23 protein-coding genes and 1 riboswitch are annotated in these 26,222 nt (G+C 69.3%); of the genes, 10 read left to right on the forward strand and 13 right to left on the reverse strand.

Annotated features, from left to right (window positions below; translation table 11 throughout):
• Positions 1 to 43: 43 nt before the first annotated feature.
• A complete protein-coding gene (locus ACFXGJ_RS15380) occupies positions 44 to 1,387 on the reverse strand; it encodes a M1 family metallopeptidase (RefSeq protein WP_378621354.1) in 1,344 nt (447 codons plus the stop codon).
• A 14-nt stretch (positions 1,388 to 1,401) separates the two neighbouring features.
• Complete coding sequence (locus ACFXGJ_RS15385; protein WP_378621356.1) at positions 1,402 to 5,283, reverse strand: Pls/PosA family non-ribosomal peptide synthetase; 3,882 nt, start codon at positions 5,281 to 5,283, stop codon at positions 1,402 to 1,404.
• Positions 5,284 to 5,458: 175 nt separating this feature from the next.
• Here ACFXGJ_RS15385 and ACFXGJ_RS15390 point away from each other — a divergent pair, with 175 nt between their 5' ends.
• Both ACFXGJ_RS15390 and ACFXGJ_RS15395 read left to right on the forward strand, forming a co-directional pair.
• Entirely contained in the window at positions 5,459 to 6,178 is a 720-nt protein-coding gene (locus tag ACFXGJ_RS15390; protein WP_378621358.1) for a YciI family protein, read from the forward strand.
• A 1-nt stretch (position 6,179) separates the two neighbouring features.
• Positions 6,180 to 7,496: an RNA polymerase sigma factor gene (locus tag ACFXGJ_RS15395; RefSeq protein ID WP_378621360.1), complete on the forward strand. Its 1,317-nt coding sequence runs from the start codon at positions 6,180 to 6,182 to the stop codon at positions 7,494 to 7,496.
• 133 nt (positions 7,497 to 7,629) lie between these two features.
• On the opposite strand, the gene ACFXGJ_RS15400 is transcribed toward ACFXGJ_RS15395, so the two are convergent.
• A complete protein-coding gene (locus ACFXGJ_RS15400) occupies positions 7,630 to 7,902 on the reverse strand; it encodes a DUF1876 domain-containing protein (protein WP_378621363.1) in 273 nt (90 codons plus the stop codon).
• Between the two features lie 377 nt (positions 7,903 to 8,279).
• On the opposite strand from ACFXGJ_RS15400, the gene ACFXGJ_RS15405 reads away from it, so the two are divergent.
• A complete protein-coding gene (locus ACFXGJ_RS15405) occupies positions 8,280 to 10,262 on the forward strand; it encodes a CocE/NonD family hydrolase (RefSeq protein ID WP_378621394.1) in 1,983 nt (660 codons plus the stop codon).
• Between the two features lie 108 nt (positions 10,263 to 10,370).
• Here the strand turns inward: ACFXGJ_RS15405 and ACFXGJ_RS15410 are convergent, their stop codons facing one another.
• The 5 genes from ACFXGJ_RS15410 to ACFXGJ_RS15430 all read right to left on the reverse strand — a co-directional run bounded on the left by ACFXGJ_RS15410 (position 10,371) and on the right by ACFXGJ_RS15430 (position 15,684).
• Positions 10,371 to 11,789 carry a DUF222 domain-containing protein gene (locus tag ACFXGJ_RS15410; RefSeq protein ID WP_378621365.1) on the reverse strand — a complete coding sequence of 473 codons (1,419 nt, stop codon included), beginning with the start codon at positions 11,787 to 11,789 and terminating at the stop codon, positions 10,371 to 10,373.
• Between the two features lie 60 nt (positions 11,790 to 11,849).
• Complete coding sequence (locus ACFXGJ_RS15415) at positions 11,850 to 12,503, reverse strand: NAD(P)H-binding protein (RefSeq protein ID WP_378621368.1); 654 nt, start codon at positions 12,501 to 12,503, stop codon at positions 11,850 to 11,852.
• 253 nt (positions 12,504 to 12,756) lie between these two features.
• The gene (locus ACFXGJ_RS15420; protein ID WP_378423298.1) at positions 12,757 to 12,891 is read right to left on the reverse strand and encodes a hypothetical protein; all 135 of its coding nucleotides are present in this window, start codon (positions 12,889 to 12,891) and stop codon (positions 12,757 to 12,759) included.
• 167 nt (positions 12,892 to 13,058) lie between these two features.
• Entirely contained in the window at positions 13,059 to 14,474 is a 1,416-nt protein-coding gene (locus tag ACFXGJ_RS15425; RefSeq protein WP_378621397.1) for an MFS transporter, read from the reverse strand.
• A gap of 550 nt (positions 14,475 to 15,024) precedes the next feature.
• The gene (locus ACFXGJ_RS15430; protein WP_378621372.1) at positions 15,025 to 15,684 is read right to left on the reverse strand and encodes a TetR/AcrR family transcriptional regulator C-terminal domain-containing protein; all 660 of its coding nucleotides are present in this window, start codon (positions 15,682 to 15,684) and stop codon (positions 15,025 to 15,027) included.
• Between the two features lie 260 nt (positions 15,685 to 15,944).
• Between ACFXGJ_RS15430 and ACFXGJ_RS15435 the strand changes: the two genes are divergently transcribed.
• The 3 genes from ACFXGJ_RS15435 to ACFXGJ_RS15445 all read left to right on the forward strand — a co-directional run bounded on the left by ACFXGJ_RS15435 (position 15,945) and on the right by ACFXGJ_RS15445 (position 19,720).
• Positions 15,945 to 17,105, forward strand: a complete 1,161-nt coding sequence (locus tag ACFXGJ_RS15435; protein ID WP_378621374.1) for a saccharopine dehydrogenase family protein — start codon at positions 15,945 to 15,947, stop codon at positions 17,103 to 17,105.
• A 99-nt stretch (positions 17,106 to 17,204) separates the two neighbouring features.
• Positions 17,205 to 18,380, forward strand: coding sequence for an NADH:flavin oxidoreductase (locus ACFXGJ_RS15440; RefSeq protein ID WP_378621377.1), 1,176 nt, complete (start codon positions 17,205 to 17,207; stop codon positions 18,378 to 18,380).
• A gap of 104 nt (positions 18,381 to 18,484) precedes the next feature.
• Complete coding sequence (locus ACFXGJ_RS15445) at positions 18,485 to 19,720, forward strand: NAD(P)/FAD-dependent oxidoreductase (protein WP_378621379.1); 1,236 nt, start codon at positions 18,485 to 18,487, stop codon at positions 19,718 to 19,720.
• An 86-nt stretch (positions 19,721 to 19,806) separates the two neighbouring features.
• Here ACFXGJ_RS15445 and ACFXGJ_RS15450 read toward each other — a convergent pair whose 3' ends face one another.
• Positions 19,807 to 21,084: an Ig-like domain-containing protein gene (locus tag ACFXGJ_RS15450; protein ID WP_378621399.1), complete on the reverse strand. Its 1,278-nt coding sequence runs from the start codon at positions 21,082 to 21,084 to the stop codon at positions 19,807 to 19,809.
• Positions 21,085 to 21,604: 520 nt separating this feature from the next.
• Between ACFXGJ_RS15450 and ACFXGJ_RS15455 the strand changes: the two genes are divergently transcribed.
• From ACFXGJ_RS15455 to ACFXGJ_RS15470, 4 genes are all read left to right on the forward strand, one after another.
• Entirely contained in the window at positions 21,605 to 21,997 is a 393-nt protein-coding gene (locus tag ACFXGJ_RS15455; protein WP_378621382.1) for a hypothetical protein, read from the forward strand.
• A riboswitch (SAM riboswitch) is annotated at positions 21,976 to 22,089 on the forward strand. Its footprint overlaps the gene before it by 22 nt.
• A gap of 49 nt (positions 22,090 to 22,138) precedes the next feature.
• Positions 22,139 to 23,434: an aminotransferase class V-fold PLP-dependent enzyme gene (locus tag ACFXGJ_RS15460; protein ID WP_378621385.1), complete on the forward strand. Its 1,296-nt coding sequence runs from the start codon at positions 22,139 to 22,141 to the stop codon at positions 23,432 to 23,434.
• Positions 23,435 to 23,443: 9 nt separating this feature from the next.
• Positions 23,444 to 23,536, forward strand: coding sequence for a putative leader peptide (locus ACFXGJ_RS15465; RefSeq protein WP_378621387.1), 93 nt, complete (start codon positions 23,444 to 23,446; stop codon positions 23,534 to 23,536).
• Positions 23,537 to 23,623: 87 nt separating this feature from the next.
• Positions 23,624 to 24,205 (forward strand): hypothetical protein, encoded by a 582-nt coding sequence (locus ACFXGJ_RS15470; protein ID WP_378621390.1) that lies wholly within the window; start codon positions 23,624 to 23,626, stop codon positions 24,203 to 24,205.
• Positions 24,206 to 24,293: 88 nt separating this feature from the next.
• On the opposite strand, the gene ACFXGJ_RS15475 is transcribed toward ACFXGJ_RS15470, so the two are convergent.
• From ACFXGJ_RS15475 to ACFXGJ_RS15490, 4 genes are all read right to left on the reverse strand, one after another.
• Positions 24,294 to 24,824, reverse strand: a complete 531-nt coding sequence (locus tag ACFXGJ_RS15475; RefSeq protein WP_378621392.1) for a winged helix-turn-helix domain-containing protein — start codon at positions 24,822 to 24,824, stop codon at positions 24,294 to 24,296.
• Positions 24,825 to 24,941: 117 nt separating this feature from the next.
• On the reverse strand, positions 24,942 to 25,409 hold the full coding sequence (locus ACFXGJ_RS15480; RefSeq protein WP_378621401.1) for a flavin reductase family protein: 468 nt from the start codon (positions 25,407 to 25,409) through the stop codon (positions 24,942 to 24,944).
• 163 nt (positions 25,410 to 25,572) lie between these two features.
• Positions 25,573 to 25,644: a putative leader peptide gene (locus ACFXGJ_RS15485; protein WP_378621405.1), complete on the reverse strand. Its 72-nt coding sequence runs from the start codon at positions 25,642 to 25,644 to the stop codon at positions 25,573 to 25,575.
• 41 nt (positions 25,645 to 25,685) lie between these two features.
• Positions 25,686 to 26,159: a YbaK/EbsC family protein gene (locus ACFXGJ_RS15490; RefSeq protein ID WP_378621407.1), complete on the reverse strand. Its 474-nt coding sequence runs from the start codon at positions 26,157 to 26,159 to the stop codon at positions 25,686 to 25,688.
• Between the last annotated feature and the right edge of the window lie 63 nt (positions 26,160 to 26,222).

Here is a 26,222-nt window from a genome sequence, read left to right on the forward strand (position 1 = left end):
GAGTCTGAGGACTCCGTATCCGCACCACTGCGGCGCAGCCGCATCAGGGCAGGGTCTTGTTCCAGAGCCAGGCGTCCCACAGCGGACGCAGCGGGCGATCGGTGAAATGCGCTGCCAGGTCGGTGAATTCCTCAGTGGTAACCGTCGCGTGCCGGTACTTCGCCGTCCACTGCCGGAGCAGGTCGAAGAACGCGTCGTCGCCGAGAACCTCGCGCAGCGCGTGCAGGGTGAGCGCGCCGCGCTTGTACACCCGGTCGTCGAACATCAGCCGCGGGCCGGGATCGCCGAGCAACAGGTCGTACGGCAGGCCCGACAGGTTCCGGTGCGCCTGCGCGGCGATCTCCTGCGCGGACGGTCCCCCCGAGTTCTCCGACCACAACCATTCGGCGTAGCAGGCGAAGCCCTCGTGCAGCCAGATGTCACGCCAGGCGCCGAGCGTCAGGCTGTTGCCGAACCACTGGTGCGCGAGCTCGTGCGCGACGAGCCGTTCCGAACCCCGCCTGCCGTCGCAGTGGTTGGCGCCGAACACCGACATGCCCTGGGCCTCGATGGGGATCTCGAGCTCGTCGTCGGTGACCACCACGGTGTAGTCGGCGAACGGGTAGGGGCCGAACAGCCGGACGAAGGTCTCCATCATCTCCGGCTGCCTGCCGAAGTCGTGCTCGAAGGGTGTCCGAAGTCGTTGCGGCAGAACGGCGTGCATCGGAACCCCCAGCGGCGCCTGGGCCGAGACCAGATGTCGTTCCGGTGCCATCCGCCGACGCTCGTACGGCCCGATCTGAATGGTCGCGAGGTAGCTGGCCATCGGTTCGCTCTGCTCGTACACCCAGGTGGTCTGGCTCGCGCGGGTCTGCTTGCGCACCAGCACGCCGTTCGCCAGGGCGTAGTACGGCGAGTCGGTCGTGATGGAGATCTGGTAACTGGCCTTGGCGCTGGGGTGGTCGTCGCACGGGAACCAGGACGCCGCACCGTTCGGTTGGCTCGCGACGATTGCGCCCTCGGTCAGTTCCTCCCATCCGACCTCGCCCCACGGCCCCCGGATCGGCTTCGGGGTGCCGGCGTACTGCACCGTCACCGACACCGCGCCGCCCGCCGGGATCTTGTGCGCCGGCGTGACGGTCAGCTTCCCGTTCTGGTGGGTGTACTTGACGGACCGGGAGCCGTTGACGGTCACCTTCGAGACCGCCAGCGACTGCGACAGGTCGAAGGCGAACCGCGGCCGAATCTCGGTGGAGGCCGCCGTGATCGAGGCCTTGCCCGCGAGCCGGTTGCTGGCGACCTTGTAGGTCAGGTCCAGCTCGTAGCGCGACACCCGGTAGCCCCGGTTGCCCGCCGACGGCAGGTACGGGTCGATCGGCTCCTCGTAGAACTTTCCCGGCTTGACCATGCGCGCCGCCCCCGTCAGTTCCAGGGCCCGATGGGGTTCCCCTGCCAGCGGGTGTTCGCCGGCACCACGTCGCCGCGCATCACCAGCGACGCGGGTCCGACGGTCGCGCCGTCGCCGATCCCGGAGGCGGGCAGTGCGACGCAGTGCGGTCCCAGGGTGGCTCCCTTGCCGAGGGTGACGGTGTCCATAGCCATGATCCGATCATGGAACAGGTGCGTCTGCACAACACAGCCGCGTTCGACGGTCGCGCCGTCGCCGAGGCTCACCAGGTCGGCCTCCGGCAGCCAGTACGACTCGCACCACACACCGCGGCCGATCTGCGCGCCCATGCCGCGTAGGTAGACGTTCAGTACCGCGGTACCGGTCGCGGCCCGCGCGAACCACGGTGCCGCGACGGTCTCGACGAACGCGTCGGACACCTCGTTGCGCCACACGAACGAACTCCAGAGCGGGTGCGAGGTCTTGTCGATTCGCCCGACCACCAACCACTTTGCCGCCACCGACACCGCCCCGGCCACCGCGCCCGCGACCAGCAGCACGACACCGCTCAGCAGCGCCGCGAGCCAGAATCCGACCGCACCCGCCATCGCCTGCAGCGCGAACAGCACGCCCAGGCCGATCCCGAAGGTGACCATGACCGGGATCAGCCGGCAGGTCTCGACCACCGCCCGCGCGACCTTGAGCCGCAGCGGCGGCTCGAAGGTGCGCGTCGCGTCGGTGTCGCTGGCGGACCGGCGCAGCCGCACCGGCGGGCTGCCCAGCCACGAGGAGCCGGACTTCGCCTTGCTCGGCGCGGCCGAGAGCACCGCGACCAGACCGTTCTTCGGTACCCGCCGGCCCGGGCCGGCCATGCCGGAGTTGCCGAGGAAGGCGCGCTTGCCGACCTTCGCCTCCTGGATGTGCAGCCAGCCGCCGCCGAGTTCGTAGGAGGCGATCATGGTGTCGTCGGCGAGGAAGGCGCCGTCGGCGACGGTGGTGAACTTCGGCAGCAGCAGCACCGTGGACGCCTCGACGTTCTTGCCGACCTTCGCACCGAGCAGGCGCAGCCAGCCGGGCGTGAGCAGGCTGGCGTACAGGGGGAACAGGAAGGTGCGGGCGGAGTCGAGCAGCCGTTCGGTGGCCCACACCTGCCACCCGACCCGGCTGCGCACCGGGTGGTAACCCTCACTGAGGCCGACGCCGAGCGCGCGCACCGCGACCACGGTCAGCGCAGCGAACACGAACAGGGTCAGCAGGGTGGCGACCGGGAGCCAGGCCAGGGCGCGCAGCACGGCAGACCAGAGGTCGGGGGTGTCGTGCACACCCCAGCCGATCACCGCGATGCCGACGGCCAGCGCGAGGATCGGCAGCCCCGCGATCGCCACCGACGTCGCGCCGTAGACGGGCACCCACTGGGTCGCCCGGCGCGGCCGCTCCGCGGGCCACGGGTGCATCGCCTTGCCGACCTTGACGGCGGGGGAGCCCGCCCAGCTCTGTCCCGCCTTGACCCGGCCGATCACCGCCGACCCGGGGGCGACCTCCGCGTTCCTGCCGATGCGGGTGCCGGGCAGCAGGGTGGAGCGGGCCCCGACCGCGGCGCCGTCGCCGATCCTGATCTCGCCGATGTGCACCACGTCGCCGTCGATCCAGTGCCCCGACAGGTCGACCTCGGGTTCCACCGAGCAGCCGTCGCCAAGTTCGAGCATGCCGGTCACTGGCGGCAGGGTGTGCAGGTCCACGCCCCGCCCGACCTTCGCGCCGAGCGCACGGGCGTAGTAGATCATCCAGGGCGCGCCGGACAGGTTCGCAGCGCCGCTGGCCTCGGTGAGCCGGTGTGCGATCCACAGTCGGACGTGCTCGGACCCCCCGCGCGGGTAGGTGCCCGGCTCGAGTCCGCGCAGCAGCAGCCGGGAACCGGCGACGGCGATCGACATCCGGCCGAGCGGGGTGATGAACAGGACCAGGGCGGCCAGCACCCACCACCAGGACAGCGTCGGGGCCCACGGCACCTCGACGAACCAGCCGAGCACGTTGTTCACCAACGCCAGCCAGGTCACCCACTGCAGTCCGGTCAGGGTGGTCAGCGGGATGGTCGCGGCGACCTGCGCCAACTGCGTGGACCGCGGGGTGGGTGCGACGTCGCGGGGCTCGGCCGTCTCGGCCGGGGTGAGCTCGTCGAGGAAGTCGGCGAGCGAGCCGAGCCGGGGATGGTCGTAGAGCTGCGCGACGGTCACCTCGGGGAAGCGTTCCCGCAGGGCCGTCACCAGCTGGGCCGCGGCCAGCGAGCCGCCGCCCGCGGCGAAGAAGTCGTCGGCGGGGCCGGTGATCTGGGCGCCGAGGATCGACGCCCACAGCCCGGCCACCCAGGCGGCGGTGCCGTCGAGCCCGGCGGCGGTCGCGGCGTCCTCCGACCCGGTCCCCGGCAGCGGCCAGGGCAGCGCGGCCCGGTCCACCTTGCCGGAGGTGCGGGTCGGCAGTTCGGCGAGCAGCGCCAGCCGGGGGACCAGTGCCGCGGGCAGCCGTTCGGCCAGCTGCTCCCGGGCGGCGCCGAGGTCGAAGTCGGGGTCCGTGCTGGCCAGGTAGCCGACCAGGATCGAGTTCCCGGCCGCGGTCTTGCGGACCGCCGACGCGGCGCCGGCGACGCCGGGCAGGTTCTGCAGCGCGTTGTCCACCTCGCCGAGTTCGATCCGCCTGCCGCCGAGCTTGACCTGGTCGTCGGCGCGGCCCTGGAACAGCAGCCCGGCGGTCTCGAGGCGCACCAGGTCGCCGCTGCGGTACGCGCGCTCCCAGCCGAGGGAGGGCATCGGTGCGTACTTCTCCGCGTCCTTCGCCGGATCCAGGTAGCGGGCCAGGCCCACCCCGCCGATCACGAGTTCGCCGACCTCGCCGACCGGCACCGGGATCCCGTCGCCGTCGACCACGGCGAGGTCCCAGCCGTCCAGCGGCAGCCCGATGCTCACCGGGCCGCGGCCGTCCATGAGGGCGCCGCACGCGACGACGGTCGCCTCGGTGGGTCCGTAGGTGTTCCACACCTCTCGACCCGGCACGGCCAGTCGTTCGGCCAGCTCCGGCGGGCAGGCCTCGCCGCCGAAGATCAGGAGCCGCACCGCCTCGAGGGCCTCGGCGGGCCACAGCGAGGCGAGGGTGGGCACCGTCGAGACGACCGTCACGTCCCGGGAGACCAGCCACGGGCCGAGGTCCATGCCGCTGCGCACCAGGGCGCGGGGCGCGGGCACCAGGCAGGCGCCGTGCCGCCAGGCCAGCCACATCTCCTCGCAGGAGGCGTCGAACGCGACCGACAGTCCCGCGAGCACCCGGTCGCCGGGTCCGATCGGTTCCTGTTGCAGGAACATTCGGGCCTCGGCGTCGACGAAGGCGGCGGCACTGCGATGGCTGACGGCGACGCCCTTGGGGGTGCCGGTGGAGCCCGAGGTGAAGATGATCCAGGCGTCGTCGTCGACCGTCGGCGGCCGCACGGCGCCGGGCTCGTCGCGGTCGGCTGTGCCGGGTCCGATGCCGTCGTCGGTGATGATCGCGGTGACCGCCGCCTCGCCGAAGACCAGCTCCGCGCGTTCGTCGGGGTCGTCGGCGTCCACCGGCACGTAGGCCGCGCCCGCGGCGAGCACCGACAGGATCGCCACGTAGAGGGAGTTCGAGCCGGACGGCATCCGGATGCCTACCCGGTCGCCCGCGGCGACGCCCGCCTCGCCGAGCCGCTCGGCCCCGCTGTGTACGGCGTCGAGCAGTTCGGCGTAGCTCAGGGCGGTGTCGCCGTCGTCGACGGCCGGAGCGTCGGGGAAGGTCTGCGCGGTCGCGTCGAGGACGTCGACGAGGGTGCGCGGCGCGGGGGCGTTCGGCGACCGGAGGTACTCGGTCGGGATCCGATGTGACTGGTCCGATGGTGACTGGAGATGCAAACCCGGGGGTCCTGTCTGAGTCGGCTGGTTGTTGGGTCGTTATCTCATGACAAGTTGGCGCTTGGGTGAACGAATCGTACGCCGGGGACCGGTGGCGGCGCCGTGTCCGATCCGGGGTGGCCGCTTCGTCGTACTGGTAGAGGGGTTCCGAAGAACCCTTTCGACCAGGAAGGATATGACCATGTACTACCTCGGACTGTTCTACGCCGACGCGGACAAGCCGCCCGTGCACCCGGGTTCCGCGGAGTTCGACACCCTCGTGGCGGCCTACGGCCGCTTCTTCGAGTTCGCGGGCGACGCGGCGGTCGCGAACGCACCGCTGCGGCCCGCGACCACGGCCGCGACGATCCGGCACGGCGGCGGGGCGCCGCTGATCACCGACGGCCCGTACACCGAGACCGCCGAGGTGGCGATCGGATTCTGCGTGCTCTCCGCCGAGAACCTGGACGAGGCGATCGAGCTGGCGCGCCGGATCCCGGCCGCGAACGACGGCGCCGTCGAACTGTGGCCGATGGTCGACTTCTACGCGGCCGGCGAGGTCGACCGGGACTGGTGGCTGGCGATGCTGCTCGAGCCGCGCGGTGACGCGGTGACCCCGGGCAGCGAGGAATGGGAACAGGGCAAGGCCCGGCACGGCGAGTTCGCTCAGGCGGCCGGCGCGGCGATGCGCGGTGGGGGCGCCCTGTACCCGCCGGAGTCGGCGACCACGGTGCGGGTGCGCGGCGGCGAGGTGCTGCTCACGGACGGCCCGTTCGCGGAATCCGCCGAGCTCGCCAACGGGCTGTACCTGCTCGAGGCCGGCGACCGGACGTCGGCGGTCGAGCTCGCAGCGAGGATCCCGGTCGGCCCCAAGGGCTGCGTCGAGGTTCGCCAGCTCATGCGGACGCGGGACTGACGTGACGGGCGCCGACGCTCCGACCCCGCCGGACCCGGCGCTCGACCGTGCCTTCCGGGAGGAGTCGGGGCGGGCGCTCGCCACGGTGGCTCGTATCGTCGGCGACCTTCAGCTGGCGGAGGACGCCGTGCAGGAGGCGTTCGTCGACGCGATGCGGACCTGGCCGCGATCCGGGGTGCCGGCCAGTCCCGGCGCCTGGATCACCACTGCTGCCCGCAACCGGGCACTGGACCGGATCCGCCGCGAGTCACTGCGCGGCACCAAGGAATTCGACTCGTACCGGCAGACGCCACCGAGCGACGACGGGGAGGAGGTGTGGCCGGTGCGCGACGACCAGCTCCGGCTCATGTTCACCTGCTGCCATCCGGCCCTCTCTCGGGAGGCGCAGGTGGCGTTGACCCTGCGCCTGGTGTGCGGGCTCACCGCCGCCGAGATCGCCCGCGCCTTCCTGCAGACCGAGTCGACCGTCACGCGCAGGCTGACGCGCGCCAAGACCAAGATCCGCGATGCCGCGATCCCGTTCCGGCTGCCGCCCGAACACCTCCTGCCGGAACGGGTTCCGCAGGTGCTCGCGTGCATCTACCTGGTGTTCACCGAGGGCTACTCGGCGACCCGGGCGCGGAGCGGAGCCGGCGGAGCGACCCCATCCCGGAGCGGAGCCGGCGGAGCGACCCAGACGTCGGCCGGTCCGTCCGTTCGAGCCGAGCTGTGCGAGGAGGCGATCCGGCTCGGCAGCCTGCTCACCGAGCTGATGCCGGACGAGCCGGACGCGTGGGCGCTGCAGGCGCTGATGCTGTTGCAGGACAGCCGCAGGGCCGAACGTCTCGACGAGGACGGGGCGGCCCGTCCGCTCGAGGAACAGGACCGCACCCGATGGGACCGGCAGCGGATCGAGGACGGCACCCGGTGCCTGCTCGCGGCCCGGCGGTCCACCGGCAGCTACCTGCCCCAGGCGATCATCGCGGCCGCGCACGCGCGGGCAGCGAGCTGGGAGGCCACCGACTGGTGGGTGATCGTCACGGCCTACGAGCGCCTGTTCGATCTCACCGGGTCTCCGGTGGCCGCGGTCAACAGGGCTGTCGCGGTTGGCTTTCGGGACGGCTACGGGAGCGGCCTCGCCGCCCTCGACGAGATCGACGACGACCCTCGGCTGGACCGGCTGGTGCGTCCGGTCCGGGCCGACCTGCTGCGCCGGGCCGGCAGGCACGAGGAGGCCGAACTCGCGTACCTCGCCGCGCTCGAGTCGCCGCTGAACGACGCCGCGGAGCGGTTTCTGCATCGGCGGCTGGCCGAGGTGCGGGCGGCACAACAGAATTGAACATCGTCCGCACCGCCGTGAACGCCCGACGACGAACTCCGGCCGACCTCCGCAAGGCGATCGGCAAGGGCGCAGGGGACACCGTGACGGTCCTGCTCCAGGAACGTCTCGACGAGGGGTAGTGGTCGCCCGCTCAGGCCCAGAGGTGCGCCGGTCGATGTGTGCTCGTCTGGATGTCCTCGGACGCCGCCTCGAGCAGCTTGTGGGCGAGATCGGACAGGGCCCGCGCCGCGGCCACCTCGTCACCGATCTGGGGAATCGCCCCGTCGGTGGGACTGCATCGCGCCAGCCCCTCGCCGGTGATCGTGCCGACCGGACCGGACCGCTCGAGCGTCGCCTCGGCGCGGGTCTGGGGGTCCCGCTCGTCGATGTCGATCGTGACGGTCCAGTGCTTTGCGCCGTTCATCGCGGACCTCCTGGGGTCTCGGGTTCCTCCTCAATCCCACTCCGATGAGCAGACCAGGGCAAGGGCGACCGACCCGCAGATCGCCGGTCGACCGGCATGCCGTCGGAGGGGTTCGAAACCCCGCCGCGGCGCGGTAGCCAGAGGGTTGCGCGCGGCAACCCGGGATCGCGATGTGACCTGCATTACAGTCGGAAGTTAACGGGGAATGTTCACCTAGGGTTTCCCCGGTAGTGCTCGTCCTCGCAGGTTGGCGCCCCGAATACGTGTTTGGCCCGACTTTTGTGAGCGGGCAGTCGTGACGTTGACAGGGGGAGACGTTGGCCGTGCACGTGAACGCGAAGGTGGCGAAGGCCGCGCTGGTGGCCTCGGTCGGGGTGATGCTGACGGTTCCGTTCGCGCCCGCGGCCGCGGCGGCCGGCACTCCGGACGGCGGCAGCCTCGGCGCGCAGTGGACCGCGACCGAGGACGGCCCGCAGCAGTACCCCGGCGTGCACGTCGACTGGGACGTGCCGATCACCATGAGCGACGGCGTCGTGCTCGAGGCCAACGTGTACCGGCCCGCCGACGCGTCGGGGCGGGGCGTGGACACGAAGACGCCCGTCGTCCTGAACCTGACCCCGTACACCAAGTTGGTCTCCGCAGTCGCCGAAGCGGCACTGGCGGTCCCGCAGCTCGGCGACCCGATCATGGCGTTCGCGCGGAGCTTGAACCTGTCGGGAACCCCGATCAGCGGCCTCGGTGACCTGATCAAGGTGACCTCGGGCGGCGGTCTTCGCTCGTTCAGCGTCGATCCGAAGCTCGTGCAGAGCGGCTACACGCAGGTGGTGGTCGACGTTCGCGGCACCGGATTCTCGCAGGGAAACTGGCAGGTCCTGCAGGGCCGCGAGCAGCAGGACACCGTGGAGGCCATCGACTGGGCGGCCAAGCAGCAGTGGTCGGACGGCAAGGTCGGCATGAGCGGAGTCTCCTACTCGGCGATCAACCAGGTGCAGGCGGCGAGCAAGCGCCCTGCCGCGCTGAAGGCCATCGTCCCGGTCGAACCGGGCGGTGACATCCTGCGTGACGTCGTCGCGCCCGGCGGCGGCATCGGCATCGGCTTCATGCCCGTGTGGCTGGCGGCGGTCAACGGTGCCAAGTGGCTGCCGAACGTCCAGTCGATCCTCAACGGGACCTTCGACTGGAAGTGGTTGGCGGACAGGCAGTCCGACCCGCTCACCTTCGTGTCGCTGCTGCTGAACGCGCTCACCGTGCCGTCGGTCGACGCCGTCACCCCCGATCTGAAAACCCTGCTCGAGAGTGACAGTTCGCTGCGTGAGGACCTGATTTCGCATCCGGAGAACATCACCACCCCGACCATGGTCTACGGCGGCTGGCACGACATCTTCGCCAACAGCGAGCCCAAGATCTACAACGCGATCCCCCTGCCGCCCGGCGAGAAGCAGCTGATCATGGGCGACACCTACCACCTGAACTTCGGCACCGGCTTCGGTGAGCCGGGCAACCCGCCGCGGCTCGACGTGCTGCAGCGTGCGTGGTTCGACCACTGGCTCAAGGGAATCGACAACGGGATCGAGACCTACGGCCCGGCTACGCTGTACCAACAGGGCGCCGGCTGGACCACCGCCGACCAGTTCCCGCGCTCGGGCATGACCTACCAGCGCATGTACCTCGACGGGCGGTCCAGTGGAACCGCGAACGGCAGTGTCCACGACGGCAGCCTGGTGCCTGCGCCGTCCGCCGACCGGTCCACGCTCACCGTGGCACCGGGCCTGGCGACGCTGTGCTCGCGGGACTCGGCGCAGGAGACGATCGGCGTCACTGCGGTGCTCGACGCCTGCGGCAAGGACGCACGGTTCAGCGAGCAGAACGCGCTCACCTTCACCAGCGCACCCGTGTCCGAGCGGACGGAGATCTCCGGTCCGGTAAACCTCCACCTGAACACCGTCCTCGACGCGACCGACGGCTACTGGACCGCCACGCTCAACGACGTTGCGCCGAACGGGACTTCGACGGTGCTGACCAGCGGCCAACTCACCTCCTCGCTGCGCGCGATCGACGACGCGAAGAGTGAGAAGTCGGCGAACGGGGACTACACCGACCCGTTCTACACGCTGACGCTCGACAGCAGGCAGCCCGTCGTGCCCGGGCAGCCGACCGCGCTGGACGTCGGGCTGACCGCCACCGATGCGGTGCTCGCGCCGGGCCACCGGCTTCGCGTGGACGTCTTCGCGAGCAACCTGCCGAAGGGCATGCTGCTGCGCCCGCTGCTCAACGAGAGCGAACTCAAACCGCAGCATCTCGTGCTCGACCCCACCGCGCCGAGCTTCGTCAACGTCCCGGTCGGTACGCGACTGGGCTGAACCGCCGACGCAACGCAAGGCCGGTTGTAGCCGAGATCGTCTCGGCAGCAACCGGCCTCGCGCATGGTGGTTGTGCAGGTCTCGAGGCATCCGGGCTGTGTCTGCGGGTCAGCTCGCTGGGTGGAGGAGTCGCCGGTTGTGGGCCGGCCTCGGTCTTCGCCGCGGGTCAACCCATGCCGGTGGTGTGAACGTGGGGTGGCCGTCGTCGCCGATCTGCACTGCCCAGTGATTCTCGTGAATCTGGGTGTGGTGCTTGCGGCACAGCAGTACGAGATTGGAGAGGGCGGTTGGTCCGCCGTCGGCCCAGTGCCGAATGTGGTGCGCCTCCGTCCATGCGGCGGGGCGGCCGCATCCGGGAAAAGCGCACCCGCAGTCTCTCGCTACCAGTGCTTTTCGGAGTTGCGGGGAGATGGTGCGGGTGGTGGTGCCGACGTCGAGTGGATTGCCGTGCCGGCTCGTCAGGATGGCCGTGATCTCGGCATCGCAGGAAACGCGGGCTCCGATGATGCTCGAGATCGGCCCCAGCCACGGCATCCGCGCTGGTTTGCGGTGTCGGCAGTGTCGGGTGTCGTCGTCTCCGTTGCCCGCCGGCCGGGATGCGGTATCGGTGTTGAACAACCAGCCGCCGTGCGTCCAGGGGCCCGTCGCGGGAGCCTCCGCTTTGGCGCGTACCGCAGTGACCAGGGCGTCGTAATCGATGGTGATGCTGACGTGCGGGCGTTGCCCGCCTTCGAGTGGGCCTTGCCCGCGGTCGAGGTGTCCACGCACGATCTGCTCCAGCGCATCGGCTCGGCGCTTTGCTGCCGATCGCGGATCACGGATCGGGTTCCCGTCGTCGTCGGTGCTGGGGCGAGGCTTGGACAGGCCGGAGAGTGCGGTCTCGAGGGCCTCGCCGGCCTCGGCGTCGAAGGTGCCTTTCACGTGCACGCGGCCCCCGGTGGAGATGGAGGCGTAGAACTCGTTGAGTTCGGGATTCTCCCCGTCGGGTGGGACGGTGCCGTCGAGTTGCAGGAGCAGTTCCAACGCGCGGGCGCGTTTGCGCAGTGACTTGCTGTCTTCGAGTTGCGCGGCGATCAGAAGGTAGGCCTGGCAGTCGTCTGGACGGCCGCTTTCGGGATCGGGGTTGTCCCAGTCGGTTTCCGCGCCCTCGGCCGCGTCCTCGGCAGTGAGTGTGGCGAGTCGGTCGAGGAAGTTGACGATGACCTGGACGTGTCCCAGTTCGATCTGGCCAGCGTCGAGCGCGGCGGTCATCTTCGGGTGGAGGGGGAGTTCGCGGCCCAAACGGACGATCGTTCCCGCCCGGGCGCCGGTCATGCGGGTGGCGCCGGCGAGCCAGCTCGCGCTGTCGGCGGCGCCGAGGTGCTCGGGGATGCACCGCTGGTCGGCCTCGCGGACAAGTCGGACGCGTAGTGCCTCGAGTTGGAGGATCGCCGTCGACAGCTGCGGAACCGCTTGTGCGAGTGTTGATTCGTCGAGTCGCCATGCATCGACCAGCTGTGGGTCGGTGAGCATCTCGGCGAGTCTCATGCCTCCAACGTATTCGAACACGCGTTCGATGGCAAGCGGTGTTCGATTGCATTCGGCCTGTCAGAGAGCGGAGTCGAGGGCCTCGCCGATCGGGATGTCGCCGTTGTTGAAGCCGATGAACTTGCCTGCGGTGTACGGCCTGGTCAACGTCTCCGCGACGACCGCCGCGACGTCCTCTCGGGAGACGGTGCGGGGTGGGATGTCGGGCCCGGTCTCGATCTTGCCGGTGGCCGGTTCCACGGTGAGCGTGCTGGGGCCGAGGATGGTCCAGTCGAGGTCCGTCGCGCGCAGGTGCGCGTCCGCGGCTGCCTTCGCCTCCGCGTAGGCGAAGAACGAGTTGTCGGACGGCACACCGTGATCGGGCCGCGCACCGAGATAGGACACCATCACGTAGCGGTCCACACCCGCCAGGGCGGCGGCGTCCATCGAGCGGATCGCGGCGTCCCGGTCGACGGCGTAGGTGCGCGCCGGGTCACCGCCGCCCGCTCCCGCGGACCACACCACGGCGTCGTGGCCGCGCAGGATCTCGGCGAGCGCCGGGGCATCGAGATTCTCCACGTCCGCGACCACCGCGGCTGCGCCGGCGATCTCGACGTCGGAGGTGTGTTCGGGATTGCGGATCAGGGAGGTGACCTCGTCCGCCCTCGCGGAGAGGATCCGTGCGAGATGCAGGGCCACCTTGCCGTGACCACCGATGACGACTATGCGTGCCATGCCGGTTCCTTCCGCGGGTGTTCACCAATGCCGGTTCGTATCGGGCTGTGTGCGGGGCTGAGCAGATTGATCGGTTGGTAATCACACCTTACGGGGGCTCCCGATCGAGGAGCGGCAAGAATCCCTGGACGTTCGACTGGTCTCGTCGGACATGTCTGCCGTACGCGTGCACGGCGAAGTCCCCTCAGCAGGCCAACGGAAGTGCGTCACGGGTCCCGGGCCATGCTGAGAGGACATCACCTCGTTCTCGTGGCTACGCGGCCGACCCTCCGCCCGCGAGAGCTGCGAGGCCGAGCGCTGCGCCGACACCGGCGACTACGCCGCCGATCCCGCCGATCAGTGCCGCCGCAGTGCCGATCTGCTGGAGGTCGGTTGCTGAGGATCCCATGTCAAACTCCTTTGTTCGTACTGTGATTCGCTTGTCGTGGTGTGGATCGGTTCGACGATTGTCGGCGTGGACTGTCCCTTGGTGGCTCCTTCCGTCGGGGCGGTCGACAGGTATCGGTCGGTGCTGCGCTCGGCCGGACCCTTCGTTCGGCGACGCAACTCCCGATGTCAGGGCGCGTTGGAGGACAGCACGGGCGCTTCCGACGGCGACTGGGTGCCGGTGCCGAGGTCGGCGACCTGCTCGACCTTGCGTGGCAGGGCGAACGCGGCGACGGCCGCGATCAGTGCAGCTCCGGCGGCGATCAGGAAGCCGATCGTCAGTCCTTCGTCGGTGTAGAACGCCGCGCCCTCGACGACGGTCGCAATGTGGGAGTTGAGGATCGTGAAGGCGATCACCGGTAGAACGGCCGGAAAGACATTCTGGGACACCGAGGACACCGCACCGGTCGTCCCCTGCAGTGACTGCGGAACCGTAGCGAGCAGCAGGTTCGGTGTCGCCGCATAGCCGATTCCGCCGCCGAGACCGACCAGTGCGGAGAAGATGATCACGAGTGGCTTGGACTCGTGGGAGATTGCGGTCGACGTGCAGGCGAGAGCCATCGTGACCATGCCGACCACCATCAGGGGGCGCGCTCCCACGCGTGAGACGAGGGAGCCGACGAGAAATCCCCCGACAACGGTCGCGCCGCCGAGAGGAGCCTGGAAGACGGCGAACTCCTCGGCACTGACTCCGAACCCGTAGCCGAGGCCGAGGACCGCGGGGGTCATGCACATGAAGGGCAGCAGAATCGTGAACACAGCGCTGACCGCGTAGCAGAGCCCTCCGCTGAGCGTGGTCAAGGCGACGGCACGATTGGACAGGATCCGAAGGTCGATCAGCGGTTCGCGGATCATGCGAGCCGAAACGGCCCAGGCGGCGAACAACGCGGTTCCGCCGCCCAGGTATGCCAGGGTGCTCGGTGCGCTCCACCCCCACTCCGGAGCGAAGCTCACCCCGATCAGCACTCCGGCGATTCCCGCCCCGAGCAGCGCCGCGCCGACGAGATCGATCCTCGACCGCAACCGCACGGGCGACTCGTCGGTGGTCGCGAGAATGAGGGGCGCGAGAACGCAGAGACAGATCAGGGTGAACCAGAAGACACTGCGGAACCCGAAGTTGTCGACCAGCCAGCCGGTGAGAAACGGGGCGGGGATCGCGACCAGGCCCATGCCGCTGATGGCGACACTGACAGCCATCGCGACGGTTCGCTTGGGGAACACATCACGGATGAGGGTGTAGACCAGGAAGAGGCAGGGGCCGAGCATGCCGGTCAGCGCTCGGCCGGCGACGACGACACCGAAACTGGGGCCCGTCGCCGAAATCAACGCACCGACTGCGGAGAGTGCGATGCACACCATCAGCAGCTTGCGCTTTCCGTGGGTGTCTGCGAGCTTGCCGATGAGCGGCGAGGCGACAGCGCCGAGGAGCAGGAAGGCTGTCTGCAGCCACGCGCCCTGGGTGGTCTGGTAGTGCGCGGAGATCTGAGGCAAGGCGATGGCGATCATCATGTAGCTGATCGACAACAGCTCGAGCAGCAGGGCCATGGAGGTCAGTGAGCCGACTACCCGCGGCGTCCAGTTCCTGCCGGTTGGTGTGCTCGAGACTTCGTGTGGGGGATCTGGGGTGCCGAGGGTGAACTGAGAAGCGTCCATGGATCGGAGTCCTTCCGGAAACGATGCGGATGCGGCAGGTGCCTAGCTCGGGGCGCGTCGATCGGTGAAGTCCTGGAATGGGATGGTGGTCGTAGGCGACCTGTACCGAGCACTGAGAGGTGTTCTCGGCCAGCAGATTCGACGCTGGGAACTGGACGGGAACGCTATCGCCGCACTGTTGCGAGAAAGGAGCGACCCTCCCGTTGAGTGGGACACTATTTGACTTGGCGATGCGTGGTGGTGGAGGTGGGGTCGTCCACATCGTCGCAGGATTCGCACTAATCGGGCGAATCGTCGGATCGCTTTGTGAATAAAGCGATTTGGGCGACGATGCCTCCGCGCCGTGCATGCGGTCCCTTACGCAGGCGCAGTCGAGCGCCGGAATGGCGCTGGGCCCGAGGCTGATCCGCCGCGATGAGTGTGTTCGAGTGATTCGGCTCGGTCAGAGGAGGGCATGGCGGGCTTCGACACCCGCGATGAAGCTGTCGAGAGCCTCGATGAACGCGTCGTACCCGGCGTAGTCGTGCAGTTCGTACATGAATCGAACAGCGCCTCCGTGTGCGGGGGAGGACCTCAGGTCGAGCTCGGCGGCGGCCTGGCGGCGCCATTCGCGCAGGTCGACGCCCGACTTGAGCTCGGCGCCGGGGTTGTCGACGGTAACGGCGGCCATCCCGAGGGTGAGACCGGCCACGCCGAAGAGGACCGCGAAGCCCGCGGAGCGGTTCATCCCGGCCTGGTCCAGACGGTCGAGAAGGATCTCGAGCTGGTCGAGGGAGGCCAGGTCCACGCGGCGACGCGGCGTGCACCACACTCCGATCAACCAGGGGTGTTCCACGAATGCCTGCCAGTCGCCGAGTGCCATCGTCTTGATCAATTCCTGCCAGGAAAACCCGGGATCGGTCGGCAGGGGACTCTGGCCGGTGATGGTGTCCACCATTGCGACGACGAGGTCGTCCCGGTCGACAACGTGGCGGTAGGGCGACATCGTCGCCACCCCGAGAGTGGTGGCGACGCGACGCATCGACACAGCCTCCAAGCCCTCGGCGTCGGCAATGGCTATGCCGGCCTGGGCAATTCGCTCGCGGGTTAGCGGCTGCTTCATGGGTCGAAATTATCTCCTCGTCGACTAGTGACACAACCGGGAGTCATGTGTACATTGTACGCACGGTGAGGTGATCGACGCCACAACGCGCTCGTCGTGGCCGCCGGCACGCTCGCCGCCGACCAACGCCCCTGCCACTCAGCCGCGCCCATGCGGCGGGGTCAGCACGCTGTCGCGCCTGCCGAGGCTCCCGCACAGCCAGGCCGCAACCATCTACCGAATACGGCTCGTCCGCCCACACAGATCGAGGTTTGCCACCCATGAAACTCGTCATTCTCAGCGCCGGTTCCATCGCCAGCGGCGTTGCCAGAATCCTCGCCCGCTCCGGCTGCTACGACGAACTCGTCATCGCCGACATCGACCTCGACAAGGCCGGTGCCCTGGCCTATGAGCTGGGCGGAAAGGCCGAACAGTTCGATGCCTCCGACTCCGCCAGCATCAAGTCGGTGATCACCGGAGCCGACGTCGTGTTCAACGCAGTCGGACCGTTCTTCAAGTACGGCATGCCCATCATCCGCGCCGCGATCGAGTGCGGCGTCAACTACGTCGACGTCTGCGACGAGTTCGACGTCGCCGAGCAGATCATTCGGGACGCGGGCCTCGACGAGGCCGCGAAGACGGCCGGAGTGACGATCGTGTTCGGCATGGGCTTCGCGCCGGGCATCACGAGCCTTCTCGGCCGATGGGCCGCAGACCTGCTGGACACCGCCGACAGCATCGACGTCATGATGGCGATCCCGTACATGGTCAACATGGGCGCGACGATCAACGAACACATGCTGCATTCGATGTCGGGCGACGTCCGGCAGTTCATCGACGGCGAAGTCCGCTCCGTCCCGGCCTGGGCCGACCCGAAACCCTTTGCGCTGCAGGAGCCCTTCGGAGTCTGCCACGCCGGATACATGGGGCACCCCGAGGGCATCACGCTCGGCCGCTACGTGCCCGGGCTACGCAACGCCACCGTCAGGTACACCTGGTTCGAGGAAGCCGGTAACGACATGTGGAAGGCATTCGAGACGCTCGGCCTGACCAACCCCGTCAGGCTCGACGGGCTGCCGATGTCGCCTCGGGAGTTCCTTGCGCGGTACATGGCCACCGCGGAGGGAGAGCGGGCACTTGCCGTCGAGCCCGGTGGCAAGCCGGGCACGGTGATGCAGATTGTCGCGGAAGGCGAACTCGGTGGCGAGCCTGCCCAGGTCATCTTCGAAGCGCAGGTGATCTACGCGGACGGGGTGGCAGACGATCCGACGCCGCGGGCCGCCGCCGCCGCGGTGAGAGAGATGCTCGAAGGCCGGATCGTCGCGCGCGGCGTCTTTTCTCCGGAAGCGTGCATCGATCCTGAACCGTTCGTGCTCGATGTCCTCGCATCCGCCGGTGTCACGCTCAGCAAGCGCATCGTGACCCTGACCGACATTCTCTGAACGCTCCCCTGATGAACCCTGTGGGGCATCGCGCGACGTCGTCGATGCCGGTGCCCCGCAGGCCCCGTTCCCGCACAGATCTAGGAAAGGCCGCCCTCCGTGACAACTGGTCCTGACGTCCTCGCCCCGGCCACGCTCGGGCCGATCACCCTGCGTAACCGCATCATCAAGTCCGCGACCTTCGAGGGCAAGACGCCGAACGCTCTGGTCACCGACGAGCTGATCGAGTTCCATCGCCGCCCCGCCGCCGGCGGGGTGGGCATGTCCACCGTCGCGTACTGCGCAGTCGCGCCGGAGGGGCGCACCGAGTACGGCCAGTTGTGGATGCGGCCGGAGGCGCTGCCCGGGTTGCGCCGGCTCACCGACGCGATCCACGCCGAGGGCGCCGCGGCCTCCGCGCAGCTGGGGCACGCGGGGCCGGTCGCGAACGAGAAGTCGACGGGATTCCCGGCGTTGGCGCCGTCACGGTCGTTCAATCCGCTCAGCTTGAGGATGATCCGGTCCGCGACGAAGGACGACATCGAGCGAATCGCCGAGGCGCACGGCACCGCCGCGCGGCTGGCGGTCGACGCCGGATTCGACGCGGTGGAGATCCATTTCGGGCACAACTACTTCGCGAGCTCGTTCCTGAGTCCGAAGCTCAACCGCCGCAAGGACTCCTACGGTGGTTCGCTGGCGAATCGGGCGCGGGTCGTGCTCGAGACCGCGCGCACGGTGCGCGAGTCCGTCGGCGGCGAGGTCGCGATCCTCGCGAAGCTCAACATGGACGACGGTGTGCCGGGTGGCTTCTGGGTGGACGAGGCGATCCAGGTGGCGCAGTGGCTCGAGGCGGACGGCAGCCTCGACGCGCTCGAGCTGACCATGGGCAGTTCGTTGCTCAACCCGATGTACCTGTTCAAGGGCGACGCTCCCGTCCGGGAGTTCGCCGCGGCGATGCCGCAGCCGGTGCGGCTCGGGGTGCAACTGGTCGGCAAGCAGATGCTCCACGCCTACCCCTACCAGGACCTGTTCATGCTCGAGCAGGCCCGGCAGATCCGGGCGGCGGTGAAGCTGCCGCTGGTGCTCCTCGGCGGGGTCACCGACCGGGCCGGCATGGACACCGCGATGGCCGAGGGCTTCGAGTTCGTGGCCATGGCGCGGGCGTTGCTGCGGGAGCCGGACCTGGTCAATCGGATCGCCGAGGACGCGCGGACGAAGTCGCTGTGCATCCACTGCAACAAGTGCATGCCGACGATCTTCTCCGGCGCGCGTTGCGTACTGGTCGAACGAGGCTAGCGGGCAGTGGCAGGAAGGCGACTGCGTCGATGGTTGCCGACCCGCTCTGCCTGCCCTCGGAACTCTCATCAGCCCGACGGGGCACACACGCTAGGAGACTGCACATGGAAGCTGAACACGAGTTCGACGTCGTCGTGGTGGGAGCCGGTCCCATCGGAGCTGCCACGGCACGGCATCTCACTGCGCTGGGCGCGGACGTCCTCGTCGTCGGCCCCGACGAACCCGCGCGTTTCGACGATCACGAGGGGGTGTGGGCCGGGCACTACGACCAGGGCCGACTGGCGCACGTCCTCGAGGTGCCGCTCGTCGCGTCACTTCTCGCCAACCGTTCGATACGTCGATTTCCCGCCTTGTCCGAAAGTGCCGGCATCGAATTCGCCAAGCCCACACAGTCACTCGCGGTCATGCCTGAGATTGTCGCGGACCCTGAATCGGCTGAGTGGTTCGACAGGGAACGACTGGTGGCCAATGCCGCAGACCTCGGAGTAGAGGTCGTCCGACTCGGCGAAGCGGACCTGCGCCAACGGTACCCACACCTGAGCTTCGAGCCCGGGCACGTAGGGGTTGTTCAGCCGGAGGCCTTCATCGTCAATCCGCGAGAGTTGACGCGGACGTTGCTCACGGTAGCCACGAGAAACGGGGCGACTCTCGTACGCGACGACATCGTCGACATTCGACGCGAGGCGGGCGGGCGACGTGTCACCGCACGGTCCGGTCAGTCATGGCGCGCCCAGTCCGTCGTCGTCGCGACCGGTGCGGCCACCAACGCAATCGGGTTGTTGGCCAGGCCCCTCGCGATGGACACCTTCGGGGCCACGGTCGTCCTCGTGGAGGCACCTGATCCGGACGAGTCCGATCTTCCGGCGACGATGTACCTCAAGATCCGCGAGGGCCGAACCCTGTACGGCGGAATCGTCATGCCGCCGCTTCGCTACCCCGACGGACGTTGGTACTTCAAATGCGCAGGAAACAGTGTGCTGGAGACTCCGTTGGACACATCGGACGAGATTGCCCGATGGGTTCGAACTGGCGGTAACGAGAAGGACATCGACGATGCGCTTTCGGTCCTGACGGACCTGCTGCCGCGGCAGCGGTTCGGTCCGGCACACACGCGGCCGTGTCTGGTTTCGGCCAACCACACCGCCCACCCGTACATCGACCAGGTCGAGGACGACCTGGTCGTCGCGGTCGAGGGCGAGCGCGGTGTCATGGCGGCCGACGAGATCGGGCGACTCGCCGCCGAACTCGTCTCCACCGGTCGATGGTCCGACAGTATCCCGCACGACCTGTTGCGCGCCGTCTGGGACGTTCCGCTTGCGGCCGACTCGCTCGGACGGTGACGTGGTGCGTCGCGTAGCCGATGAACGGGAGATCGGACGTCACGTCACCCGCGGCGAGCACGGTACGGCGCCCGCCGCAGGCGCGGTCAGCGAGGAAGAGGCGCCGGTCCGGGCGCGGGCGCCGCGCCGTGCAGCGCGCTGCCCGCGACCCACTGGGCCCACGGCATGCTCCAGTCGCCGTTCTGCCACACCTCGAGCGGGGCGCCACCCGTGTTGCGGACCTCGACGACGTCACCCGGCTGGGAGAAGCCGAAGAACCACTGTGCGTTCTCGGGGTTGAGGTTCAGGCAGCCGTGCGAGACGTTCGTGTTGCCCTGAGCCCACACGCTCGACGCCAGTTCGTGGAGGTAGATGCCGTCGGTGCTGATCCGCGTCGCCCAGTTGATCGACTCCTTGTAGCCGAGCCGGGAGTTGATCGGCAGGCCGTACGTCGAGGAGTCCATGATCACCGGGTTCGACTTGTCCATCACCGTGTAGGTGCCCGGCTGCGTCCAGAACGAGAGCGTGGTGTTGCCGATCGTCTCGGTGCCGCCCCGCCCCATCGAGGTGGGCATCTCCCGGATCACCTGGCCGTTCTCGTAGACGGTGACCATCTTGGTGTTGTCGTCGGCGATCGACACGTGCGAGTCGCCGATCTTGAAGGCCACCTTCTCGTCCGACTGGCCGTAGAGGCCCTTGCCGAGCTGGGCACCGTAGATCTTCGCGTCCACCGACACGGTGGTGCCGGGCGCGTAGTAGTTCTGCGGGCGCCAGTGCGCGTTCTGGTCGTCCATCCAGTACCAGGAGCCCTGCACCGGGGGAGTGGTCGTGACCGTCAGTGCCTTCTCGGCCGCGGCCTTGTCGCCGATCTGCTCGTCGAAATGCGCGACCACCACCATGCCCACGCCGTACGTCGCGCCGTCCTTGATCGAGATGCCGCCGGTGGTGTTCAGATTCACGGCGGTCTGATTGCTCGGGGCGACCGTGGTGACGGTCGAGTCCTTCGTGGTGGCTACGCCGTCCTTGTCCACCGCCGCGACCGCGAGCTGGTACGTCTTGCCGTAGCCAAGCGGCTCTCCGGGCTTCCACGACGTCTTGTCCGGGGTGAGAATCCCGGGGATCACCTTGCCCTCGGGATTGGTCAGGGTGACCGACGTGATCGTGCCCTGCGCGACGTTGACCTGAACCGGGCTCAACGGGCTGACCGGGGTACCCGCATCCGCGGGGGTGACGGTCACGACGGCCGCGCTCTGCTTGGTGGTCGGGGCGGCGGCGGGGCCGTCCCCGGACTTGTCGCCGGTGGAGATCGTGCAGCCGGCGAGCGTCAGCGCTGCCACGACCACACACGTCACCGCGAGGGTCCTGCGCCGCAGGCGGGTAGCCATCATGCCTCCTCGAGTTCGAGCGGACACGATGCACCGCACGTCGGAACTGTCACCAGAATATCGGCGTTCGACAGCGCGTGCGTCTGCGGCGGTGATCGACAGGAAAAGCGCTGGCCAGGGGGAGGTCGGCGGGGATCGGGCTGCGGCTTGTCCGCCGATCGGGGGACAGCCGATTCATCCGATCCCGGGTCCAGCCGGTGGACAGACTCCGGCAGCGCCCGGCGCGATAGTTGATCCATGCCGGAAACGGCGACGGAATGCGGGTTCGGAACCCAGGCTCGGTGAGTTCTCGGTCACACCCGCTCGAGCGCACGATTCCGCCGGGCAGGCGGGTTGTCACGTGGAGAGGAAGTACACGAATGAACACATCAGCGATCGCACCATCGACGGGTCGGGCAGCGTCCGGGTACGGAGGGACGATGAGCACGGAGGAGATCAGGTTTCGGATCGACGCGATGTTCGCTCGCGACGAGGCCCCCTCGGTCCTCGGCGGGTCGGCAGTTCGGGCGGAGGGCGTCCGATGATCGAGCTCGGTTTGCGTTGTGGGCGAGGGGCATCGACGAGTGCGACGGGTGGATCGGCGCGTTCGCGTCGGGTGCTGTGCATCGGGGATCCTGCCGCGTTCGTCGCGGCGGCGCCGTGGCTGGCGAGTCGCGGACTGGAGGCGACCCACGTCCTCGACGGTGACCTACGCGAAGGTGAGGTGCTCGGCGCGCTCGCCACCGAGGACGTGCTCGACGGGCTGTGTACCGCCACCGAGGCCGCGGCCGTCCAGCGGGTGAGAGTGCTCGGCCTACCGCTGGCCGGGGTGCGCGACGTCGGCCGGTTCGAAGTCCCGGTGTCGAGCGGGTGGCTTGACAACGTGGCGGGCAGCCTGCAATTCTCTGGTCAGGTCATGAGTGCCAGCAGATAGCCCCGGCTTGCTGGCCGGCAACCCTCCACCGCGGTGGGGTGCCCCGGGTGACGACCTGGCCGCTGTCCGACCGGGCACGGCAAGCGCGGACTCGAAGCACAATCGCCGAATCGCTCGGGTCCCTGGACAAAGGGATGTTCCATGACTGCCGTTCTCTCCGCCGACACCTGTGCCACCGATGCGGTTCTCTCTGAAATCTGTTCTGCGACTGCACCTTTCGCTCAGGTTTCGGGGTCCGAGCTCACCGTTCCGCTCGCCGGCGGCGGTTCCTGCACGTACGCCAACTTCGACTACGCGGCCAGCGCCCCCGCCCTGGCGCAGGTGACCGAACGCGTGCAGGAACTGCTGCCGTACTACGCGAGCGTGCACCGCGGCGCCGGGTACGCGTCCCAGGTGTGCACCGCCAGCTACGAGGGCGCCCGCGAGGTGGTCGCGCGGTTCGTCGGTGCTCGTACGGACGACGTTGTGGTGTTCACCCGCAACACCACGGACTCCCTGAACCTGCTCGCGGGCTGCGTACCCGGCGAGACCGTGGTTCTGGACATCGAGCATCACGCAAACCTGTTGCCGTGGAAGCGAAACGGTGCCCGAGTTGTCGAGTCGGCCGACTCGGTCGAGGAGACGGTGCAGCGCATCGCCGCCGAACTCTGCTCCCGCCCGACCGCGCTGCTCGCGGTCACCGGGGCGTCCAACGTCACGGGCGAGGTGCTGCCGATCGCGCGACTGGCCGAGATCGCGCACCGCTGCGGGGCGCGGATCCTGGTCGACGCCGCCCAGTTGCTGCCGCATCGCCGCGTCGACATCGCCGCGCTCGGGGTCGACTACCTGGCGTTCTCCGGACACAAGCTGTACGCGCCGTTCGGCGCCGGAGCGCTGGTCGGGCGTGCCGACTGGCTCGATGCCGCGCAGCCCTACCTCGCCGGCGGGGGCGCCACCCGCGACGTCTCGGCGGCGGGCACGGTGGAGTGGGCGAGTGCCCCGCAGCGCCACGAGGCCGGCACCCCGAACGTGCTGGGCGTCGCTGCCCTCGCCGCGGCCTGCGAGACGCTCGCCGGGCTCGACTCCGCGGGCGCGGAGGAGCACGAGCGCGCCCTGTGCGAGCGGCTGACCGCCGGACTGAGCGCGGTCGCCGGTGTCCACGTGCTGCGAATCTGGTCGGACGCGCCTGACGCGGTCGGCATCGTCACCTTCACCGTCGACGGCGCCGAGCCGCGGGAGGTCGCCTCGTACCTGTCTGACCGGTACGGCATCGGCGTGCGCGACGGCCGGTTCTGCGCGCACCCGCTGCTGGCCCGGCTCGGTCGCCCCGAGGGGGCGGTCCGCGCCAGCCTCGGTCTCGGTAGCCACGCCGCGGACGTGGACCGACTGGTCACGGCCGTCGCGGAGTTCGTCTCCTCGCGCGCCGACGACCAGGCGACGCCTGCGCCCTCGCGGTAGCATCTGGGCATGGCATCCGTGACGACCGTGGCGATCGATGCCCAGTGGTGCCGTCGTCACGTGGATCTGTGCCGTACCGCGTCGGGAATGTGTTCGAGCTGAGGTCCGCCTCGAGCCCGTTCACTCCTCCCACGCACCCCGAGGACTGTCATGTCTGCCTATTCGCCTACCCGTATACCGCCGCTGCACGTGGCGGTCGAACTTTCCGGCGCCGGACACCACCCGGCGTCGGGCTCGCACACCGAATTCCGAATTCCCCTGGGGCTCAGTGACTACTGGGTCGATCTCACTGGGGCGCCCTTGGATCTGGTCGCCGAGCCGGCCACCGTCGTCCGGGTCCGGGCGCGCGACCTGCGCGAGGCTCAGTTGCGACGCGAGGCCGTTCGGGCCCGGGTCGCCGACGAGGGGCGCAACCCGGACTCGGTGACCGTGCTGCTCGACCTCGAGGTGTTGCTCGCCGACGATCATCGCAGCGCGCGAAGGGAACTCGCCCGACTCGACGCGAGTCTGGCCCGGCCGCGGGTACCGGACTCGATTTCCTACGTCGGCACCGCGCCGGGGCTTTCCGGGCTGATCGCCGACATCGGTGCCGCCGGCGTCGCCGACGGAGTCACCCTGCTGCCGCTGGTGCTCCCGCGGGTGCTGGACCGCGTTGTCGACGACGTCCTGCCCGACCTGCACGAGCGCGGTCTCACCAGGCCGTCGGAGATCCTCGGTGAGGTGCTGAGCCGGTTCGGATTGTCCACCGACAGAGCGGTTCTCGCCTCCTGACTCGGGGGAGTGTCGGGAGTCCTCGGTCGGTCCGGCCGACCGAGGGCCCCGGCGTCGCGATCGAACAGCGGGCGCGGGCGGGTGTGGGCTACGCCGCCGGTTCGGAGACGATGCGGACCCGGGGGTCGGGATCGAAGCGGTAGCCGGTGCCGCGCACCGTCGAGACCAGCCACCCGAAGCGGTCCAGTTTGGTCCGCACGCGCGAGACGTGCACGTCGACGCTGCGGCCGGGCCGCTCCCTGTCGCCCAGGGTGCCGCTGAGCTCGAGCAGGCGTCGACGCGACACCACCACCCGGGGCCGTCGCGCGAGATGCGAGAGAATCTCGAATTCGGTGTGGCTCAACGAGACCGGACGCCCGTGCAGGAGCACCTGGCGGGCGGGCAGATCGATCAGCAGCGGCGCGTCCGAACTGGGCCGGCGCTCGGCTGCCGCCGCGGGCGTGACGGCGTCCACCCGTGCCCGGGTGCTGACCCCGGGCACGATGTCCTGGGCGGCGGCACGCAGTGCGTTGGCCAGCGAGATCAACTGCTGACGATCGGCCGAGCCGGGGTTCGAGAACTGCAGTGTGAGAACGAGATCGGATGTCGAATTCTGCTGTCCGACGGAAGAAACGGTCATGACGGCTCCAGGCGGAGGGTAGGGGAGGGTGCGGCGGTCGTCGTCAACGACAGCCGCGACACTCCCGTCCGTAGCCGCTGGCGTGCCCGGGGCGGGGCGTGGTCGGGCGGGGGTTGCTCATTCGCCCAGCGGGGTGGGGCGGTAGTACCGGCCGTCGTGGTAGAGCAGCGGGGCCGCGGCGGCCTCCGCGTCGTCCTCGTCGTGAACGCGGGTGACGAGCCCGATGACCAGGGTGTGGTCGCCGATCGGAATCAGCTGGTGCACGGTGGTGCGCAACCAGATCGGTGTGCCGTGCAGCACCGGTTCGCCGGTGTCGAGGCGCTTCCACAGCGATTCGTCGCTGAACCGCTGGTCGGCGCTGCGGGAGAACCGATGCGCGAGGTGCTGCTGGTGCTCGCCGAGCAGATGGATGACGAGCGAATCCGCCGCGAGCAAGGCCGCGATGGACGACGAGGTCTGCGCGATGTTGAACGAGATCAACGGCGGGTCCAGCGACAGCGACGCGAAGGACGTCGCGGTGAATCCCACCGGCCCGGCGCCCGAGTCGAGCGTGACGATGGTGACGCCCGCGGGGTAGCGGCGCATGGCGGCGCGGTACTGGTCGGCGGTGATGCCGATCGGATCCTCGGGGACCGGGGCGTGCGGAAGGTTCGCGAGAGGCTGGTGCGGGGCGGGATGCGACAAGGCGTTCTCCGGATCTAGGACTGCACGAGATGCACGCACCATCGGTGCGTGCTGACGAGTCGGATCAGTGCGAACACAGGCTAGTGGCGACACGGCACAGGTCGACGTGTCGTCGGCTCCATGCTCCGTCGGTCACTTCGTCCTCCAGGGTCGGTTCGAGTCACTATAGAACCCGGGTCAGTCGACGTCGATCTCCAGGCCCGCGGTGATCCGAACCAGTTCACGAAAGGTCGTCCGGAACACCGCGTTCGGATGCCCGGCCGCGGCCCACAGTTCCGGGTAGTCGGCCAGCGCGGTGTCCACGTAGGTGGGCAGGTTGGTCGGGTGTCCGACCGGGGCGATCCCGCCGACCGGCTGTCCCGTTGCCCGCCGGACCATGTCGGAGGGGGCCCTGGTCAGGGTTCCCTCCAGTCGTTTGCCGGTCCGTTCGAGGTCCACCTGGTGGGCGCCCGAGACCAGCAGGAGCACCGGTTCGTCGTCGAGCAGGAACACCAGCGACTTGACGATCGCGGCGACATCGACCCCGAGGGCGGCCGCCGCCTGCGCTGCGGTGTGTGTCGGTTCCTCCCGCGTGACCACCACGCCGTGGTGGCCGCGAGCGATCAGGGTCTGCGCCACGCGCGCTGACTCCGGAAGCAGATTCCTCGCCATGCCCCACTCTATGGCCGCGCGCGGCGTCGCGCCGCCCAACTGCCGCGCCGAGTTGCGCGGCGG

It is taken from the genome of Rhodococcus sp. NPDC059234 (genome assembly GCF_042754225.1).
Lineage (GTDB): Bacteria > Actinomycetota > Actinomycetes > Mycobacteriales > Mycobacteriaceae > Rhodococcus_G.